The sequence below is a fragment of the Cellulomonas edaphi genome (assembly GCF_030362815.1).
GTDB lineage: Bacteria > Actinomycetota > Actinomycetes > Actinomycetales > Cellulomonadaceae > Cellulomonas > Cellulomonas edaphi.
Window position 1 is genome coordinate 244,743 of the sequence record NZ_JAUCGR010000004.1, and the last position, 15,908, is coordinate 260,650.

Genomic DNA, 15,908 nt, shown 5'->3' on the forward strand with positions numbered 1-15,908 from the left:
GCGTGACCGGCGTGTGATGGGCTGGGCCGCCATGAGCCCCGAACACGCGCGCCGGCTGGTGTGGACGCTGCTGCCCGGTCTGGTGCTCACCGCCGCCGGGCTGGTTCTGTTCGGCAAGATGCTCGACGACGTCCGCGAGGGCGACGACCTCGCGGCGGTGGACCAGGCGGTGCTCGACTGGCTGGTCGCGCACCGGTCGCCGTGGCTGACCAGCGTGCTCGCGGCGATCACCTTCGTGTCCGGCCCGGTCGTCCTGCCCATCCTGGTGCTGCTGGCGTGCGTGGTGTGGTGGTGGGTCCGGCGCGAGTGGTGGCGTCCCTCGGTGCTCGCCGCGGCGATGGTCGGCTCGACCGCGCTCGGGTTGCTGGTCAAGGACCTGGTCAACCGCCCGCGCCCGCCCGCCGAGACCATGCAGGTCCCGGGCGCGGAGCACACCGCGTCCTTCCCGTCGGGTCACACCCTGGGCACGGCCACGCTGCTGCTCGTGGCGGGCTACCTCGTGTGCAGCCGGCGCAGGTCGGCCGCGTGGACCGTGGCCTGGGTCGTGGCGGCCGTCGCGGGGACGGCGCTGGTCGCCGTCAGCCGGCTGTACCTCGGGTACCACTTCCTCACGGACGTGATCGCCTCGATCGGCCTGGCCGTCGCGGTGCTCGGCATCGTGTCGATCGTCGACCGGTGGCACACCGGCCCTCCGCCGAACCGGACGTCAGCCCGTGCGCCCGCTGTCGTGGCCGGGGACGGTTGACGCGACCCAGGCCGCCAGCGGCACCAGCACGGTGACGCCCACGGCGATCGCCGCCGCCGTCGCCCACGAGAGGTCGGCCCAGCGCAGCACCAGCAGGATCACGACGCCCGCGGCCAGCCCCATCCCGACGCGCTCGAGCCACACCGTGCGCCGGGGGTGCCCCTGCTCCTGTGGCGTCGGCTCGACGCTCGCGTGCCGGCCCATCAGGCCACCGCGCGGGGGAGGGTCGCAAGCATGTGCCCATCGTGGCACGTCAGCGGGCCGTGCGCGGCGGACGTCGTGGGCGCTCCGCACGCGCCCGGACATGCGAACGGGCCGGCTCCCACGGTGGGGAACCGGCCCGAGGCGGTGGTCAGACGACTCGCACGGTGGCGAGCCGCAGAGCAGGCGCCACGGGGCGGCGCGTACTCGGAGGTCGCCTCGAGGCGTCGGACGGATGGGTGACGCGAGCGCGCTCCCGGGCGATCTCAGCCTGCCGGGTGGCCTGCTGCTGCTCGAGGCGGACGAGGTCGTAGGTGAAGGTCGGGTGCATGACGAAGTTCTCCGAACGGGTGGGTGGGATGGCCCGTCGGGAGGTGCTCCCGGCGGGTGGGTCGCCGTGCTCGGCGGCGAACGGTGACTCAGGAACACCAGACCACGCGGGAGATACCCGGGTCACGGGTTTTTCCTCGAGCCTGCCCGGATCGGCCGCTGCTCAGGCCCGGGACGGGTCGTCCGGCGGTAGCCAGACCGGGCCGCCGCCGTCCGGGTCCCGGTCCCACCCACGCTCACGGGCGACGACGTGCGCCGTCCGGATGAAGTCGGCGGTCACCTGGGACGGCTGCTCGTGCCGCCAGGCGATCGACCAGGGGTACAGGGGCTGCAGCTCGGCGGGCGCGTACACCGGCATCCCCACCTCGGCATACCTGCGCGCGTAGCTGTCGAACTCGAGCAGGAAGGCCGATCCGCGGGCGCGCGACCGGACGCTCAGGCAGTTGCTGAACGCGCCGGGGTTGCCGAGCCAGCTCAGGGAGACCCCGGCCTCGCGCTCGAAGGCCGTGAGGAACTCGCCGTGCGCGTTGTACAACCCCGAGCCGGTCGCGTCCGCGAACACCTCAAGGTCCCGCTCGTGCAGGGAGACGCGGGATGCCGCGGGGTCGCCAGGGCGGCCGACGAGCCGCATCGGCTCGCGCCGCAGGGGGCGGTGGTGCCAGCCCGTCGGGTGCTCGGCCAGCATCCGGGCCGTGACGCGCAGGATCGCCACGTCCAGCCGGTCGCTCAGCAGCGCGTCGAGCTGGCGCGCGCTGTCCATCGAGCGCTCGACCAGCTCGACCGTGGGGTGCGCCGCGGCGAAGGCGTCCGCGACCGCCCGGCTGGTGGAGAGCTCGAAGATGTGGGCGATGCGCACCGTGTTCGCCGCGGGGGAGTGGCGCATGCGCTCGGCGAGGGCGAGCAGCTGGCGGCCGTCGTCGCGGAACTGCTCACCGCGCGAGGTGAGCGTCACGTGGCGGCTGTCTCGTACCAGCAGCTTGCTGCCCAGAAAGTCCTCGAGCTTGCGGATCTGCTGGGACAGGCCGGGCTGACTGATGTGCAGCCGCGCGGCGGCGCGACCGAAGTGGAGCTCGTCGGCGAGCACGACGAAGTACCTGACCAGACGCAGATCGAGATCCATCGGCCTCCCTCTCGGCCACACCGTAGGGCAGCGCGGTTATCGATCCAGGGCAAACAGGTCTTGGACGGCACATCCGGACGCGCGATGGGGTGGTGGCACGTCCCCCTCCGTCCACCGCGAGCTGGAGAATCCCGATGACCGCATCCCGCCCTGTCGTCTTCATCCACGGCCTGTGGCTCCACGCCAGCAGCTGGCAGCCCTGGGTCGACCTGTTCCGCGAGCACGGCTACGACCCGGTGGCGCCCGGCTGGCCGCGCGAGGCCGCGACCGTGGTGGAGGCGCGGGAGCGCGCCGACGACGTCGCCAACATCTCGATCGACGAGGCCGTCGACCACTACGCCGCCGTCATCGCGGGCCTGGAGACGCCGCCCGTGGTGATCGGCCACTCGTTCGGCGGCCTCATCACCGAGAAGCTGCTCGGGCAGGGGCACGGCGCGGCGGGCGTCGCCATCGACCCCGCGCAGATCAAGGGCGTCCTGCCGTTGCCCCTCGCGCAGCTGCGCTCCGCGCTGCCGGCCCTGGGCAACCCCGCCAACCTGCACCGAGCGGTGTCGCTCACGCGCGAGCAGTTCCGGTTCGCGTTCGGCAACGCGCTGCCGGAGCAGGAGTCCGACGCGCTGCACGAGCAGTGGGCGATCCCGTCACCCGCGCGGCCGCTGTTCCAGGCCGCGGCTGCCAACTTCGTCATGCACTCGCAGGCCGCCGTCGACACCGCCAACGCCGACCGCGGCCCGCTGCTGCTCATCTCGGGCACGGCCGACCACACCGTGCCCGACGTCGTCACGCGCTCGACCTTCAAGCAGTACCGCGACTCGACCGCGGTCACCGAGCTGCGCCAGTTCGAGGGCCGGGGGCACTCCCTGACGATCGACCACGGGTGGCGCGAGGTCGCGGACGCGACCCTCACGTGGCTCCTCGGCCAGGGGCTCTGAGCCATGGACCTGGGACTCGCAGGGCGCATCGCGGTGGTCACGGGCGCGAGCAAGGGCATCGGCCTGGCCGTGACCCGCACGCTGGCGCGCGAGGGCGTGCGCGTGGTGGCCGGTGCCCGCACCAGCACGCCCGAGCTCGACGCCCTCGTGGCCACCGGCAGCGTCCGCCACGTGCCGGTCGACCTGTCGACCGCCGACGGACCGGCCTCTCTCGTCGGCGCCGCCCTCGAGCTCGGCGCGATCGACATCCTGGTCAACAACGTGGGTGCGGTCACGCCTCGCACCGCGGGCTTCCTGTCCGTGACCGACGACGAGTGGGCGGCGAGCCTCAACCTCGGCCTCATGGCCGCGATCCGCGCCACCCGGGCCGTGCTGGGCCCGATGCTCGAGGCGGGAGGAGGCTCGATCGTGACCATCAGCTCGGTCAACGCCTTCCTGCCCGACCCGACGGTCATCGACTACAGCGCGACGAAGGCCGCGCTGACCAACTTCTCCAAGTCCCTGTCGAAGGAGGTGGGCGCGCGGGGCGTCCGGCTCAACACCATCAGCCCGGGGCCCGTCGCGACGGACCTGTGGCTGGGGGCCGACGGCGTCGCCGCTCGCCTGGGTCGTGCCTCCGGCAGCGAGCCCGGTGCGGTGTCCGACGCCGCCGCCGGGCAGTCGGTGACCGGGAGGTTCACGCGGCCGCAGGAGATCGCGGAGCTGGTCGCCCTGCTGGCCAGCGACGTGGTCGCGAACGTGACCGGGGCGGACTTCGTCATCGACGGCGGACTGACGACCCAGACGTAGCCGACCGCCGTTCACAAGGCGATCCCGCGGACGTATCGTCGGGAGATGCCGGTCGACCGGCATGCCGGGTGAGCGACGATCGACGCGGGGAGCCCCGATGGCAGCTCGGGCCAGCACACGGGAGTACGACCAGTTCGGCCCGTGGATCGACGAGGTGCGTGGCCCGCAGGACGTGCCGGCGCTGTACAGCGACTACCCGATCGACTTCGCCGCGGGCGAGCTGGTGCTGAAGATCCCCCGCAACATCGCGCGTCGCGACGCGACGCCCGACATGGACCTGTACGACCACCTGCTCCTGCTGCGCCGCGACGACTTCGTGGTGCTGAGCCGGACGGACCCGACGGCGGGCGGCGCGCCGGACGGCGCACCGTACGGCCAGCGGGTGCTGGCCTTCCAGGACATCGCCGCGATCCATGACGTCGTGAACCTGCTCGACGGCCGCCTGTCGATCCTGGCGCGGGACGGCGACGTCGTGTCCGTCGCGTACAACGGTGCCGCCCGGGCGAGCGTCGACCGCCTGATCGACGTGCTGCGCGCAGGGCTGTGGACGTACCCGCCGGCCCCGACCGGGGAACTGCTGGCCGGCGCCGCGCCCGAGGCCGAGGGCGCGGCCCCGCTGGCCCGTCACGACGGTGCCCTGATGGGCGACTTCGAGTCCGTGGCCCGCCGGTTCGGCGGTCTCAAGCCATGGGCGTGGCACGACCGCCAGGTGGTGCCTCCGCGCGGGTCCGGCTGGCGCGCGCTCGCGCGCCGGCTCACCCACGCCATGTCACCGATGACCCTGCACGCGGCGGTGCTCGCCACCGACGACGTCGCGCTCGACGTGTTCGGGCGGCGCGGGTGGCTCATCCGCGGCAAGGCGCCGGAGCTCTCGTCGGCACGGCTGGTCATCCCGTTCGGCGCACTGGAGAACGTCCGGACGGCGCCGCACGACGAGTACCACGGCGTCTCCGAGGTGACGTTCGGCTCGGGCGACGCGCGCGTGTCGATCTGCGTGCCGCAGGACTCGGGCGCGCTGCACGGCATCGAGCGGGCCCTGGTGGGCGTCGGGCGGACGTGATCTCGCGGCGCCCCCGGCAGGACTCGAACCTGCAACCTACGGATTAGAAGGCCGTTGCTCTATCCATTGAGCTACGAGGGCTGGGTGTGCGCGGGTGCCCACCGCGTCGGGTGCACCCGGCGCACAGGCTACCGCCCGGTGCGGACCGTCGAACGCGGCAGTGACGGCTCCCGCCGCCCTACGGTGGGCCCATGACGGAGGGCTCGGAGGCGCTGCTGGTCGGCCCGCGCGGTCGTCGCCTGTGCCTCGAGCTCGCGCAGGTCATGGCCCGTGACGCGGGGTCGCCGCCGTCGGAGGACCTCCTCAGGGCGGTCATGTTCGCGGCGCACGGGCTCGATCCCGGGTCGTCGGCCGTGATGGTGATCGGCGGCGACGCCATCCCCACGGCCACACCGGCCGAGGTGGCCGAGAGGCTGGACGCGCTCGCGCTCGCGCCGGTGGACGAACGCGGCATGCTCGAGGCGCTCCGGGCGGCGGTCGACAGCGCGCGGTACTGGCAGGAGCCCGACGGCGACGACGTGCTGGCCGGCACCGCCGAGGTGCGGGCGTCGCTGGCCCGCTTCGCCGTCGTGGCCGCGACCACCGAGGCCGCAGCGTGGTGGTCGACGCCGCTCGCGCGGGACGAGCAGTGGGCCGTGACCTTCGACGACCCCGCGACGGCGCGGCTGTCGGCCACGAACGCCGTGGATCTCCTCGCGCTGTGGCGCGCGCACGCCGGGCAGGAGGAGGCCCGAGCGATGCGCGAGTGGCCGACGGACCCGCGAGCGAACTTCAGCGCCACGTGGTGGTCGACGCCGCCGGCGGAGCTGACCCGCACCACCCGCGCCCGTGGCGCCCTGGGGCCGATGGGGCTGTGGCTGGTGGAGGACGCGTACGACTGGGACCGCGCCACTGCGGGACCGGTCTCGGTGCCGCCGGCCGCGCGGATCTACGAGGTCGACGGGCCCCACGCGTGGGTGTCCCTGTGCCGCCGGTACCCGCTCGAGGTCACGGCCTCGCGGCGGCACGACTGGTACCGCGCCACGGGCGTCGAGGGCAGGTGGCTGATGCCCGACTGGGCGCGCGTCGCAGGGGACGTCGACGCCGTGCACCTCACGGTCCGTGGCTACCTCACGGCGGCGGGGCGCGCGCTGCCGGTGACCGACGACGCCTCGACCGTCCTGGCGGGGTGGCACCCCGACGCGACCTGGTGGCTGGTCGACGTCCCCACGTCGCCGGGGGACGCGCGCAGGTGGTCCCGGGACGACGAGGGCGCCTGGACCGAAGTGCCGCGATGACCCCGGTCTGCCCGACTGGTGGGCCGCGCACCGCGTGGCGCGTTTGGCCTGGTCAGGTCCGACCCTGAGAATGAGCGGGTGAGCGTTCAGCCGGGGACAGCGTCGGCGCCGCCGGCCCGTGACCCGGCGACCGGTCGGCACTCGGCCGACGACCCCCGCGCCATCCTCGCGCGCCCCCTGGCATCGGCCTCGCTGCTCGACGCGGTCCGCGACCTGCGACGCGACGTCCACGCGACCGAGTTCCCGCTCGCGCTGGAGGGGAAGCCGGCCGCCGAGGCCTCCCGCGCCAGGCTCGTCGACCAGCTCGACGAGCACCTCGTCCCGCGGCTCACGGAGCTGTCCGCCCCGGCCGTCGTGGTGGTGGCCGGGTCCACCGGGGCGGGCAAGTCGACGCTGGTGAACTCCCTGGTGGGAGCGGAGGTCAGCACCGCTGGCGTGCTGCGCCCGACCACGCGCCGGCCCGTGCTGGTGCACCATCCGCTGGACACCGAGCTGCTCTCGCACCACCCGGTCCTCGAGTCCGTCGAGGTCGTGGCCGACGAGCACGTGCCGCGCGGCATCGCGCTGCTGGACGCGCCCGACCTGGACTCCGTGCTGGAGTCGAACCGGGAGTCCGCGCACCGGCTGCTCGAGGCCGCCGACCTGTGGCTGTTCGTCACCACGGCGGCCCGGTACGGCGACGCGCTGCCGTGGAAGGTGCTCCAGGACGCGGTCGAGCGCGGTGCCTCGATCGCCATGGTGCTGAACCGCGTGCCGTCCGACTCGCTCCCGACCGTGCGCGGCGACCTCCTGGGTCGCCTGCGGTCGCACGGGCTCGAGGGGTCGCCGCTGTTCGTCGTGCCCGACATGGGACCGCACCAGGGACTGCTCGCCGCGGCCGCCGTCGCGCCCGTGAACCGGTGGCTGAACATGCTCGCCGGGCCCGACCGCGCGCGCACGGTGATCGGCCGCACCCTGCGCGGTTCGCTCACGGCGCTGCGTGACTGGGTCGAGGAGCTGGCCGAGGCGGTCCAGGAGCAGGCCGACGCGGCCGCGGCGATCACGGTAGCGGTCGACGAGGCGCTCGTCACGCCCGCGCGCGCCGCCGCGGACGCCGTCCGGATCGGGGCGGTGGCCGACGGCCCCGTCCGCGCGCGGTGGGCCGAGCTCAGCGCCGAGGGCGGTCCGTTGGACGGCGTCGTCGGCTCGTCGGGCAAGGTCCGCGGCTCGGCCCGCGCCGGGCGCGCGCGGGCGCTCGCGCTCGCCCCGCTCACCGACGACCTGACGCGCTCTGCCGCGGCGACGCTCTCCGACGCGGGTGCGCGCACCGAGGTTGCTCTGCGCGACGCGCTGAGCAACGAGTCCGCGCCTGCTGGCGGCAGCTCGATCGCTCAGGCGTGGCGCCGCGAGGGCGCCCTCACGCGGCGCACCACCGCCGCCGAGCTGGCCGCGCGCACGTGGACGGCCCAGGGTCCGCGCGTGGTGCGCGCCGGTCTGGCCGCCCCCGACGACGAGGCGAGCGGTCGCGCCCTGGCACGCGTGCAGAAGAACCGGGCCAAGGCGGTCAAGGCGCTCGGCGAGGAGGGCCTCGCCGCGGTGGCGCTCGCGGCCGCGGCCGGGGTCACGGAGGCGTCCACGCTGCTCGTCACGCTCGTCGGTCCCGTCGGCCGGCGGATGGTCGACGAGCTCGCGGCTGACCTGACCGACCGCGCGGAGGCGCAGGCCAGGCTCGAGCGCGCGCTCGTCGGCGAGCTGCTCGCCGACCCCCATCTCGCCGACGATGCTGCCGCGCGGCTCCGCCTGCGCCTGGCCGTCCTCAAGGGGCTGACATGAGCGACTCCGAGACCCTGCAGGCGCGCGTCGACGCGTTGGTCGACGCGATCGAGCGAGGTGGGTCGCGGCTCGACCCCGCCGTCGTGGAGCGGGCGACCAGGGGCGTCGAGGGCGCCCGCGAGCGGCTCGCGCTCGGTGTCGACCACACCGTCGTGGCGCTGGTCGGCGGCACGGGGTCCGGCAAGTCCAGCCTCTTCAACACCGTGTCCGGGCTGCGCTTCGCCGACGTGGGCGTGCGCCGACCGACCACCTCCCAGGTCACGGCGTGCGTGTGGGGGAGCGATGCCAGCGCCCTGCTCGACTGGCTCGGCGTCGAGCCCGGGCGGCGCATCGAGCGCGAGAGCGCGCTCGACGGCGAGTCGCAGGTGGCTCTGCGCGGCCTGGTGCTGCTCGACCTGCCGGACCACGACTCGATCGAGCCCGAGCACCGGGCGGTCGTGGACCGGCTGCTCCCGCAGGCCGACCTGCTCGTGTGGGTGGTGGACCCTCAGAAGTACGCCGACGACGCGCTGCACACGGGGTACCTGCAGCGCCTGGTCGGGCACGAGGCGTCGATGCTCGTGGTGATGAACCAGATCGACACCGTGCAGCCGGGTGAGCGCGCGGGGCTGCTCGAGGACGTCGCTCGCCTGCTGGTGGCCGACGGCCTCACCGGCGTGCCGGTGCGCGCGGTGTCGGCCGCCACCGGCGACGGGATCGCCGAGCTGCGCGAGTCGCTCGCCGCCTCCGTGGCCGGGCGCTCGCTCGCGGCGACCCGGGCGGCGGCCGAGATCCGGGACGCGGTGGATGCCGTCGGGACCCAGGTGGGCGCTCGTGAGCCGGCCGTCCTGTCGGTCACGGGCGTCGTCGACACCCTCGCCTCGGCGGCCGGGCTCCCGGCCGTCGCCGCGGCGGTGGGAGCGGCGAGCCGCGGCCGCGACGCGACCATGCCGTCGCCCGGCCCGGTCCAGGTGCACGCCGTGGGCCTGGCCCGGTCGGCGTGGCTGGAACCGCTGGCCGCGGCCCTGCCGGCGCGGTGGGCGGCAGACCTGGACGCGCGCGTCGCGTCGTCGGCGCAGATCGGCGCCGCGGTGGGGGACGCGCTCGCCAGGATCACGATCGACACGCGGCGCTCCGCGTCCGCCGTGGCGCTCACCGCGGCCGCAGCCGTGCTCGGCGTCCTGACGATCATGGTCGCCGCGCTGGCCGTCGGCACCATGGTGGGGGACGGGGACCAGTACGACTGGGCGCAGTGGGTGGCGGTGGCGCTCGCGGCCGGCGCGGTGGCGTGCGTGCTCGGAGCCGCTGCAGCGCGGCGTGCGGCCGGCCGACGACGCGGCTCGGCAACCCTGCGGGAGGGGCGCAGCGCCATCGAGGGCGTCGCGCACGAGCTCCTCTTGGAGCCTGCCCAGCAGGTGCTGGCCGAGCACCGCGAGGTACGTGAGCGTGTGGCCGTGGCGCGCGGCTGACGTCGACGCGACCACAGCCCCCGCCCGCCGGCGTCCTGGCCCCGGAACCTCTCCCTCCCGGCCGGCGCGACGTCCCCGTTCGACGACTCTCGTGGCCATGAGCCCCGCACCCGCCGGGGCGCCGGCGAAGGAGAGTCACATGAGCACGCAGAGCCTCGACGTCACCGTGGTGGGCTGGATCGGCAGCGACGTCACCCTGTTCCCGGCCCGTGAGGGCCGGCAGGCGTACACCTCGTTCCGGGTCGCGAGCACCCGGCGGTACTTCGACCGCAGCACCGGTGCGTGGCGGGACGGGCGCACCGAGTGGTTCCGCGTCAAGGTGTGGCGCGCGCTCGCGGTCAACGCCGCGGCGTCGCTGCGCAAGGGCGACCCCGTCGTGGCGCACGGGCGCCTGTCCACGGAGGAATGGGTGAGCGCGGACGGCACGCCGCGCAGCGGGCTCGTGCTCGAGGCGGTCACCGTGGCGCACGACCTGGCGTTCGGGTCCAGCAACTTCCGCCGCACCATCAGCGGCGCGGCGCGCGCCGAGGACGTGCCCGCCGACGTCACCGACCTCGAGGAGGTGCCCGACGAGCCGAACGAGCGGTTCGTGCCGGCGAGCGCGGTCGACGACGGCGAGGCCGAGCCCGAGACCGAGTCCGAGGAGATCGACGAGCTGCGCGAGGGGGCGCGATCCTGGCCGGAGAGCGAGCTCGCCGCCAGCAGGTGATCGCCTAGGCTGGGGACCCGGAATCCCGCGAGGGGCCGGCCGGACGCCTTGCGCGACCGGGCCGGCGTCTCGACGGGCCGCACCCAGGCCGCACGCAGGCCGACCCCAAGCCCCCGAGCACCGAGGCGGACGAAGAGCCAGTGGCTGAGTTCATCTACTCCATGTACAAGACGCGCAAGGCGCACGGCGACAAGGTGATCCTTGACGACGTCACCCTGAACTTCCTGCCGGGCGCCAAGATCGGCGTCGTCGGGCCCAACGGCGCGGGCAAGTCGACGATCCTGAAGATCATGGCCGGGCTCGACCAGCCCTCCAACGGCGAGGCGCGCCTGAGCCCCGGGTACACCGTGGGCATCCTGCAGCAGGAGCCGCCGCTCAACGAGTCCAAGACCGTGCTCGGCAACGTCGAGGAGGGCGTGGCCGAGATCAAGGGCAAGCTCGACCGCTACAACGAGATCTCCGCGCTCATGGCGGAGCCCGACGCGGACTTCGACGCCCTGCTCGCCGAGATGGGCCAGCTGCAGGAGGCCATCGACGCCGCCGACGCGTGGGACCTCGACGCGCAGCTGGAGCAGGCGATGGACGCGCTGCGCTGCCCGCCGCCGGACGCCGACGTCACCGTCCTGTCCGGTGGAGAGCGCCGCCGCGTCGCCCTGTGCAAGCTGCTGCTCGAGAAGCCCGACCTGCTGCTGCTCGACGAGCCCACCAACCACCTGGACGCCGAGAGCGTGCTGTGGCTCGAGGCGCACCTCAAGGACTACCCGGGCGCCATCCTGGCGGTGACCCACGACCGGTACTTCCTCGACCACGTGGCCGAGTGGATCTGCGAGGTCGACCGCGGCCGCCTGTACCCCTACGAGGGCAACTACTCGACGTACCTCGAGAAGAAGCAGGAGCGCCTTGCGATCCAGGGCAAGAAGGACGCGAAGCTCGCCAAGCGCCTCAAGGAGGAGCTCGAGTGGGTGCGGTCCAACGCCAAGGGCCGCCAGACCAAGTCGAAGTCGCGCCTCGCGCGCTACGAGGAGATGGCCGCCGAGGCGGACCGCACCAGGAAGCTCGACTTCGAGGAGATCCAGATCCCGCCGGGCCCGCGCCTGGGCTCGATCGTCCTCGAGGCCGCGAACCTGCAGAAGGGCTTCGACGGGCGCGTGCTCATCGACGGCCTGAGCTTCACGCTGCCGCGCAACGGCATCGTCGGCGTGATCGGTCCGAACGGCGTAGGCAAGACGACGCTGTTCAAGACGATCGTCGGGCTCGAGCCGCTGGACGGGGGCAACCTCAAGGTCGGCGAGACGGTCTCCATCTCCTACGTCGACCAGTCGCGCGGGGGCATCGACCCCAAGAAGACGCTGTTCGAGGTGGTCTCCGACGGGCTCGACTTCCTCAAGGTGGGCAACGTCGAGATGCCGTCGCGGGCCTACGTGGCCGCGTTCGGCTTCAAGGGCCCGGACCAGCAGAAGCCGGCCGGCGTGCTGTCCGGTGGTGAGCGCAACCGCCTCAACCTCGCGCTCACCCTCAAGCAGGGCGGCAACCTGCTGCTGCTCGACGAGCCCACCAACGACCTCGATGTCGAGACGCTGGGCTCGCTGGAGAACGCCCTGCTCGAGTTCCCGGGCTGCGCGGTCGTGGTCTCGCACGACCGGTGGTTCCTGGACCGCGTGGCCACGCACATCCTGGCCTACGAGGGCACCGAGGAGAACCCGTCCAACTGGTACTGGTTCGAGGGCAACTTCGCCTCCTACGAGGAGAACAAGGTGGACCGGCTCGGCCCCGACGCGGCCCGGCCGCACCGCGTGACGTATCGCAAGCTCCGGCGCGACTGAGCCCGCGGGCCGGTCCGAGCGAGTGCCGGGCCGGCGACCAGAGGCATCACGAGGACGGGGAGCGCACCGCGCAGGCGGGCGCTCCCCGTCGTCGTGCCACGCCCCTTGAGCAGGCCCGTCGCTCGCGCTCGACCGGCGAACTCGGGTCACCACCCAGCACACTGGGCACATGGAGGCACCCGATCCCCACCGGCCGACGTCGGCGCTGACCGCGGCGCTGGAGGATCTGCGCACCCGCCTGACCAGTGCGGGCCTGCCCCTGGAGGTACCCGGTGCGGCGGCCGCGCGGCGCGACCGCGCGCTCGCCGTCGACCAGCTCGACGACTACGTGCTGCCCCGGCTGCGGGCTCAAGGCGCGCCGCTGCTGGTCGTCGTCGGCGGCTCCACGGGCGCGGGCAAGTCGACGCTCGTGAACTCGCTCCTGGGCCAGCAGGCAAGCACGCCGGGCGTGCTGCGGCCCACCACGCGGTCGCCCGTGCTCGCCCACCACCCGCTCGACGGACGCTGGTTCAGCACCGACCGCGTGCTGCCCGGGCTCGCCCGCCTCACGTCCGACGAGGCGCACGAGGGCGGCGCGCGAGCCTTGCGGCTCGTCGCGTCCGACGCGCTGCCGCGGGGTCTCGCGCTGCTCGACGCGCCCGACATCGACTCGGTCGAGGTCGCCAACCGCGAGCTCGCCGGGCAGCTCCTGGCCGCGGCGGACCTGTGGCTGTTCGTCACGACCGCCGCCCGGTACGCCGACGCGGTCCCGTGGGAGCTGCTCGTCGCGGCCGCCGAGCGCCGCGCCCAGGTGGCGCTCGTCGTCGACCGGGTGGACCCGGGCGCGGAGGCCGTCGTCGGCGACCTGCGCCGTCTCATGGACGAGCACGGCCTGGAGGCGTCACCCCTGTTCGCGGTGAGGGAGGCGGCGCTCGTCGAGGGCCTCCTTCCCCTGGACGCGGTCGGCGAGGTGGCCGCCTACCTGTCCGACCTCGGCGCCGACCCCAGCGCCCGCGACGCTGTGGTGGGCGCGACGCTCGACGGCGTCGTCGAGGACCTCGTGCGCCGCGCGCACCAGCTGGCCGCCGCGAGCGACGCGCAGGTGGATGCCGACCGCCGGCTGCGCGAGGCCACCCGACGGTACGCCGACGACGGGGTCGCCCGAGTCGCGGCGGCGACGTCGGACGGCACGCTGCTGCGCGGTGAGGTGCTAGCGCGCTGGCAGGACTTCGTGGGCACGGGGGAGTTCTTCCGTGCGATCGAGCAGCGGGTGGGCCGTGCCCGCGACGCGGTCGTCGGCTTCTTCCGCGGCAAGCCCGCGCAGGCGCCCGACGTCGAGAAGGCCATCGCCCACGGGCTGGAGGCCGTCATCCTCGACGCGATCGACGAAGCCACCGAGCGCACGTTCGAGGCGTGGCGGGGCGATCCGGCGGGCGCCGGGCTGCTCGACGGCCTCGACCTGTCGCGGGGATCGGGCGCGACGCGCACCGCCGTGGCGGAGCAGATCCGGCAGTGGCAGGGCGACGTGCTCGAGCTGGTGCGCGAGCAGGGAGCCGACAAGCGGGGCACCGCGCGGGCGCTCTCCTTCGGGCTCAACGGGCTGGGCGTGAGCCTCATGGTGCTCGTCTTCGCGTCCACGGGCGGGCTCACGGGCATCGAGGTGGGCATCGCGGGCGGCACGGCCGTCGTCGCGCAGAAGCTGCTCGAGGCCGTCTTCGGCGACGAGGCGGTGCGCCGACTCACCACATCCGCCCGTGAGCGCCTCGAGGAGCGCGTGCGCGGCCTGCTCGACCTCGAGGCCGCGCGCTACGTCAGCCAGCTCGACGCGCTGGGCACCGCGACCGGTGAGGGCGCCGGGCTGCGCGTGGCCGCCGACGCGGTCGAGCGCGCCGCGGCGCATCACGAGCGCGCGCCGTCGACCGTGCCGGTGGCGCCCGTGGCGCCCGTCGCCGTGCAGCTGCGTGGCGCCGCGCACTGGCGCGAGCACGGTTCGGCGCCGTCGGCGGAGGTCGCGGTCACGGACGCGTCCGCGGCCGCGGCCGCGGTCGAGGAGAAGTCGTCGCCGCCGGGCTTCTGGCGACGCCTGTTCGGCCGGCGGGACGAGGCATGACGCTCGACCTGGCGGCGCGCACCGGCGCGCTCGAGGACGCGCTCGTCGCGTCGGGGGACCGGCTCCCGGCCGCCCTGGCGGACGAGGCGCGCGCGGTCATCGGCCGAGCGCGCGAACGCGGCGGGCTGTCCGCCGAGCACACGGTGGTCGCGCTCGCCGGCGCCACGGGGTCCGGCAAGTCGTCGCTGCTCAACGCGCTCGTGGGGCAGGAGCTCGCGCAGCCGGGCGTGCAGCGGCCCACGACCTCGCACGCGCTCGCGGCCGTCTGGGGCGCGGGCGCGGACCCCGTGCTCGACTGGCTCGAGGTGCCGCGTCGCCACCAGATGGGCGCGGGGGGAGGGCTCGTGCTGGTCGACCTGCCGGACCACGACTCGATCGTCGTGGAGCACCGCGTGCGTGCCGAGCGGCTGGTCGAGCGCGCCGACCTGTTGGTGTGGGTGGTCGACCCGCAGAAGTACGCCGACGCCGCGCTGCACGAGCGCTACCTGCGGCCCCTCGCAGGCCACGGCGAGGTGACGGTGGTGGTGCTCAACCAGGTGGACAGGCTCACGCCCGGCGAGGTCGCAGCGTGCCTGGCCGACCTGCGCCGCCTCGTGGCCGAGGACGGCCTGGTCGGTGCGCGCGTGCTGGCGGTCTCGGCGCGCACCGGCAGCGGCATGGACGCGCTGCGCGGGATCCTGGACGAGGCGGCGGCCAAGCGCGAGGCGTCCACCCGGCGCTGGGCGGCGGACACCAGGACCGCGGCGCGGCGCGTGGTGGACGAGCTGGGCTCCGCCGACCGCCGGCGGGAGCCCACACGCGCGACCACGCGGCTGGTCTCCGGGCTCGAGGACGCGGCGGGCGTGCCGACCGTCGTGGAAGCCGTGCGCGGCTCCTTCAAGCGCGACGCCCATGCCGCGACGGGCTGGCCCGTGACCCGTTGGCTCGGCAGGTTCCGGCGTGACCCGCTGCGACGCCTGGGGCTGCGCACGCAGGCCGAGCGGCCGAACCTGGCGCGCACGTCCCTGCCGACCGCCACGCCGACCGTGATGGCGGCCGCACGGACCGCCGTGCGCGACTACGCCGCGGACGCGACGGCGACGCTGCCGGACGCGTGGGCCCTGGACGCGCGGCGCCGCGCATCGGCCGCGACCGAAGGGCTCGCAGACGCGCTCGACCAGGCCGTGGCGGGCACCGCGCTCGACGCGTCGCGCCGACCCCGGTGGTGGCGGGTGGTGGGCACGGCGCAGTGGGCCGTGCTCGGCGTGCTCGTCGTCGGCCTGCTGTGGCTCGGGGTCCTGGGCGTGCTCGACTACCTGCGGCTGCCACCGCCGCCCGTCCCCGAGTGGCACGACTTCCCGGTGCCCACGCTCATGGTGGTCGGCGGGGTCGTGCTGGGTCTGCTGCTCGCGCTGCTGTCCCGCATCGCGGCCGCGATCGGTGCCCGACGACGCGCGGCCCGCGCCGCCCGACGGCTGCGGCGCTCGGTCGAGGCGGTCGCCCGCGACCGTGTGGTGGCGCCAGTCGACGGGGTGGTCGCCGACCTGGCCCGGGCGCGGGAGCAGGCCCGCCGGGCCGCCTCCTGAGGCTGGCA

The 15,908-nt window shown here is 74.7% G+C and carries 13 protein-coding genes and 1 tRNA gene; 11 read left to right on the forward strand and 3 right to left on the reverse strand.

All coding sequences use genetic code 11. The features are described from left to right. Positions 1-31: 31 nt before the first annotated feature. On the forward strand, positions 32-745 hold the full coding sequence (locus QRT05_RS14780; protein WP_289448102.1) for a phosphatase PAP2 family protein: 714 nt from the start codon (positions 32-34) through the stop codon (positions 743-745). On the opposite strand, the gene QRT05_RS14785 is transcribed toward QRT05_RS14780, so the two are convergent. Beyond that, entirely contained in the window at positions 707-949 is a 243-nt protein-coding gene (locus QRT05_RS14785) for a hypothetical protein (RefSeq protein WP_289448103.1), read from the reverse strand. The genes QRT05_RS14780 and QRT05_RS14785 overlap by 39 nt on opposite strands. Before the next feature lie 490 nt (positions 950-1,439). Beyond that, the gene (locus tag QRT05_RS14790; RefSeq protein ID WP_289448104.1) at positions 1,440-2,396 is read right to left on the reverse strand and encodes a LysR family transcriptional regulator; all 957 of its coding nucleotides are present in this window, start codon (positions 2,394-2,396) and stop codon (positions 1,440-1,442) included. Between the two features lie 134 nt (positions 2,397-2,530). Here QRT05_RS14790 and QRT05_RS14795 point away from each other — a divergent pair, with 134 nt between their 5' ends. From QRT05_RS14795 to QRT05_RS14805, 3 genes are all read left to right on the forward strand, one after another. Continuing rightward, the gene (locus QRT05_RS14795; RefSeq protein WP_289448105.1) at positions 2,531-3,328 is read left to right on the forward strand and encodes an alpha/beta hydrolase; all 798 of its coding nucleotides are present in this window, start codon (positions 2,531-2,533) and stop codon (positions 3,326-3,328) included. 3 nt (positions 3,329-3,331) lie between these two features. Continuing rightward, positions 3,332-4,117 (forward strand): SDR family NAD(P)-dependent oxidoreductase, encoded by a 786-nt coding sequence (locus QRT05_RS14800; RefSeq protein ID WP_289448106.1) that lies wholly within the window; start codon positions 3,332-3,334, stop codon positions 4,115-4,117. Between the two features lie 97 nt (positions 4,118-4,214). After that, entirely contained in the window at positions 4,215-5,177 is a 963-nt protein-coding gene (locus QRT05_RS14805; protein ID WP_289448107.1) for a hypothetical protein, read from the forward strand. Positions 5,178-5,185: 8 nt separating this feature from the next. On the opposite strand, the gene QRT05_RS14810 is transcribed toward QRT05_RS14805, so the two are convergent. Next, positions 5,186-5,258, reverse strand: a tRNA-Arg gene (locus QRT05_RS14810). 110 nt (positions 5,259-5,368) lie between these two features. On the opposite strand from QRT05_RS14810, the gene QRT05_RS14815 reads away from it, so the two are divergent. The 7 genes from QRT05_RS14815 to QRT05_RS14845 all read left to right on the forward strand — a co-directional run bounded on the left by QRT05_RS14815 (position 5,369) and on the right by QRT05_RS14845 (position 15,900). Then, positions 5,369-6,454: a hypothetical protein gene (locus tag QRT05_RS14815; RefSeq protein WP_289448108.1), complete on the forward strand. Its 1,086-nt coding sequence runs from the start codon at positions 5,369-5,371 to the stop codon at positions 6,452-6,454. A gap of 78 nt (positions 6,455-6,532) precedes the next feature. Further along, the gene (locus QRT05_RS14820) at positions 6,533-8,266 is read left to right on the forward strand and encodes a dynamin family protein (protein WP_289448109.1); all 1,734 of its coding nucleotides are present in this window, start codon (positions 6,533-6,535) and stop codon (positions 8,264-8,266) included. Continuing rightward, positions 8,263-9,714 (forward strand): GTPase, encoded by a 1,452-nt coding sequence (locus tag QRT05_RS14825; protein ID WP_289448110.1) that lies wholly within the window; start codon positions 8,263-8,265, stop codon positions 9,712-9,714. The genes QRT05_RS14820 and QRT05_RS14825 overlap by 4 nt, the downstream gene beginning before the upstream one ends. Before the next feature lie 139 nt (positions 9,715-9,853). Next, positions 9,854-10,423: a single-stranded DNA-binding protein gene (locus QRT05_RS14830; RefSeq protein WP_289448111.1), complete on the forward strand. Its 570-nt coding sequence runs from the start codon at positions 9,854-9,856 to the stop codon at positions 10,421-10,423. 140 nt (positions 10,424-10,563) lie between these two features. After that, positions 10,564-12,246, forward strand: coding sequence for an energy-dependent translational throttle protein EttA (ettA, locus tag QRT05_RS14835; RefSeq protein WP_289448112.1), 1,683 nt, complete (start codon positions 10,564-10,566; stop codon positions 12,244-12,246). A 169-nt stretch (positions 12,247-12,415) separates the two neighbouring features. Then, a complete protein-coding gene (locus tag QRT05_RS14840) occupies positions 12,416-14,335 on the forward strand; it encodes a GTPase family protein (RefSeq protein ID WP_289448113.1) in 1,920 nt (639 codons plus the stop codon). Beyond that, positions 14,332-15,900, forward strand: coding sequence for a GTPase family protein (locus tag QRT05_RS14845; protein WP_289448114.1), 1,569 nt, complete (start codon positions 14,332-14,334; stop codon positions 15,898-15,900). The genes QRT05_RS14840 and QRT05_RS14845 overlap by 4 nt, the downstream gene beginning before the upstream one ends. Positions 15,901-15,908 lie beyond the last annotated feature (8 nt).

Excerpts from the sequence above, each read along its gene's own strand:
- QRT05_RS14780 (WP_289448102.1), top strand. The coding sequence starts at position 32 with ATGAGCCCCGAACACGCGCGCCGGCTGGTGTGGACGCTGCTGCCCGGT.
- QRT05_RS14785 (WP_289448103.1), bottom strand. The coding sequence starts at position 949 with ATGGGCCGGCACGCGAGCGTCGAGCCGACGCCACAGGAGCAGGGGCAC.
- QRT05_RS14790 (WP_289448104.1), bottom strand. The coding sequence starts at position 2,396 with ATGGATCTCGATCTGCGTCTGGTCAGGTACTTCGTCGTGCTCGCCGAC.
- QRT05_RS14795 (WP_289448105.1), top strand. The coding sequence starts at position 2,531 with ATGACCGCATCCCGCCCTGTCGTCTTCATCCACGGCCTGTGGCTCCAC.
- QRT05_RS14800 (WP_289448106.1), top strand. The coding sequence starts at position 3,332 with ATGGACCTGGGACTCGCAGGGCGCATCGCGGTGGTCACGGGCGCGAGC.
- QRT05_RS14805 (WP_289448107.1), top strand. The coding sequence starts at position 4,215 with ATGGCAGCTCGGGCCAGCACACGGGAGTACGACCAGTTCGGCCCGTGG.
- QRT05_RS14815 (WP_289448108.1), top strand. The coding sequence starts at position 5,369 with ATGACGGAGGGCTCGGAGGCGCTGCTGGTCGGCCCGCGCGGTCGTCGC.
- QRT05_RS14825 (WP_289448110.1), top strand. The coding sequence starts at position 8,263 with ATGAGCGACTCCGAGACCCTGCAGGCGCGCGTCGACGCGTTGGTCGAC.
- QRT05_RS14830 (WP_289448111.1), top strand. The coding sequence starts at position 9,854 with ATGAGCACGCAGAGCCTCGACGTCACCGTGGTGGGCTGGATCGGCAGC.
- QRT05_RS14840 (WP_289448113.1), top strand. The coding sequence starts at position 12,416 with ATGGAGGCACCCGATCCCCACCGGCCGACGTCGGCGCTGACCGCGGCG.
- QRT05_RS14845 (WP_289448114.1), top strand. The coding sequence starts at position 14,332 with ATGACGCTCGACCTGGCGGCGCGCACCGGCGCGCTCGAGGACGCGCTC.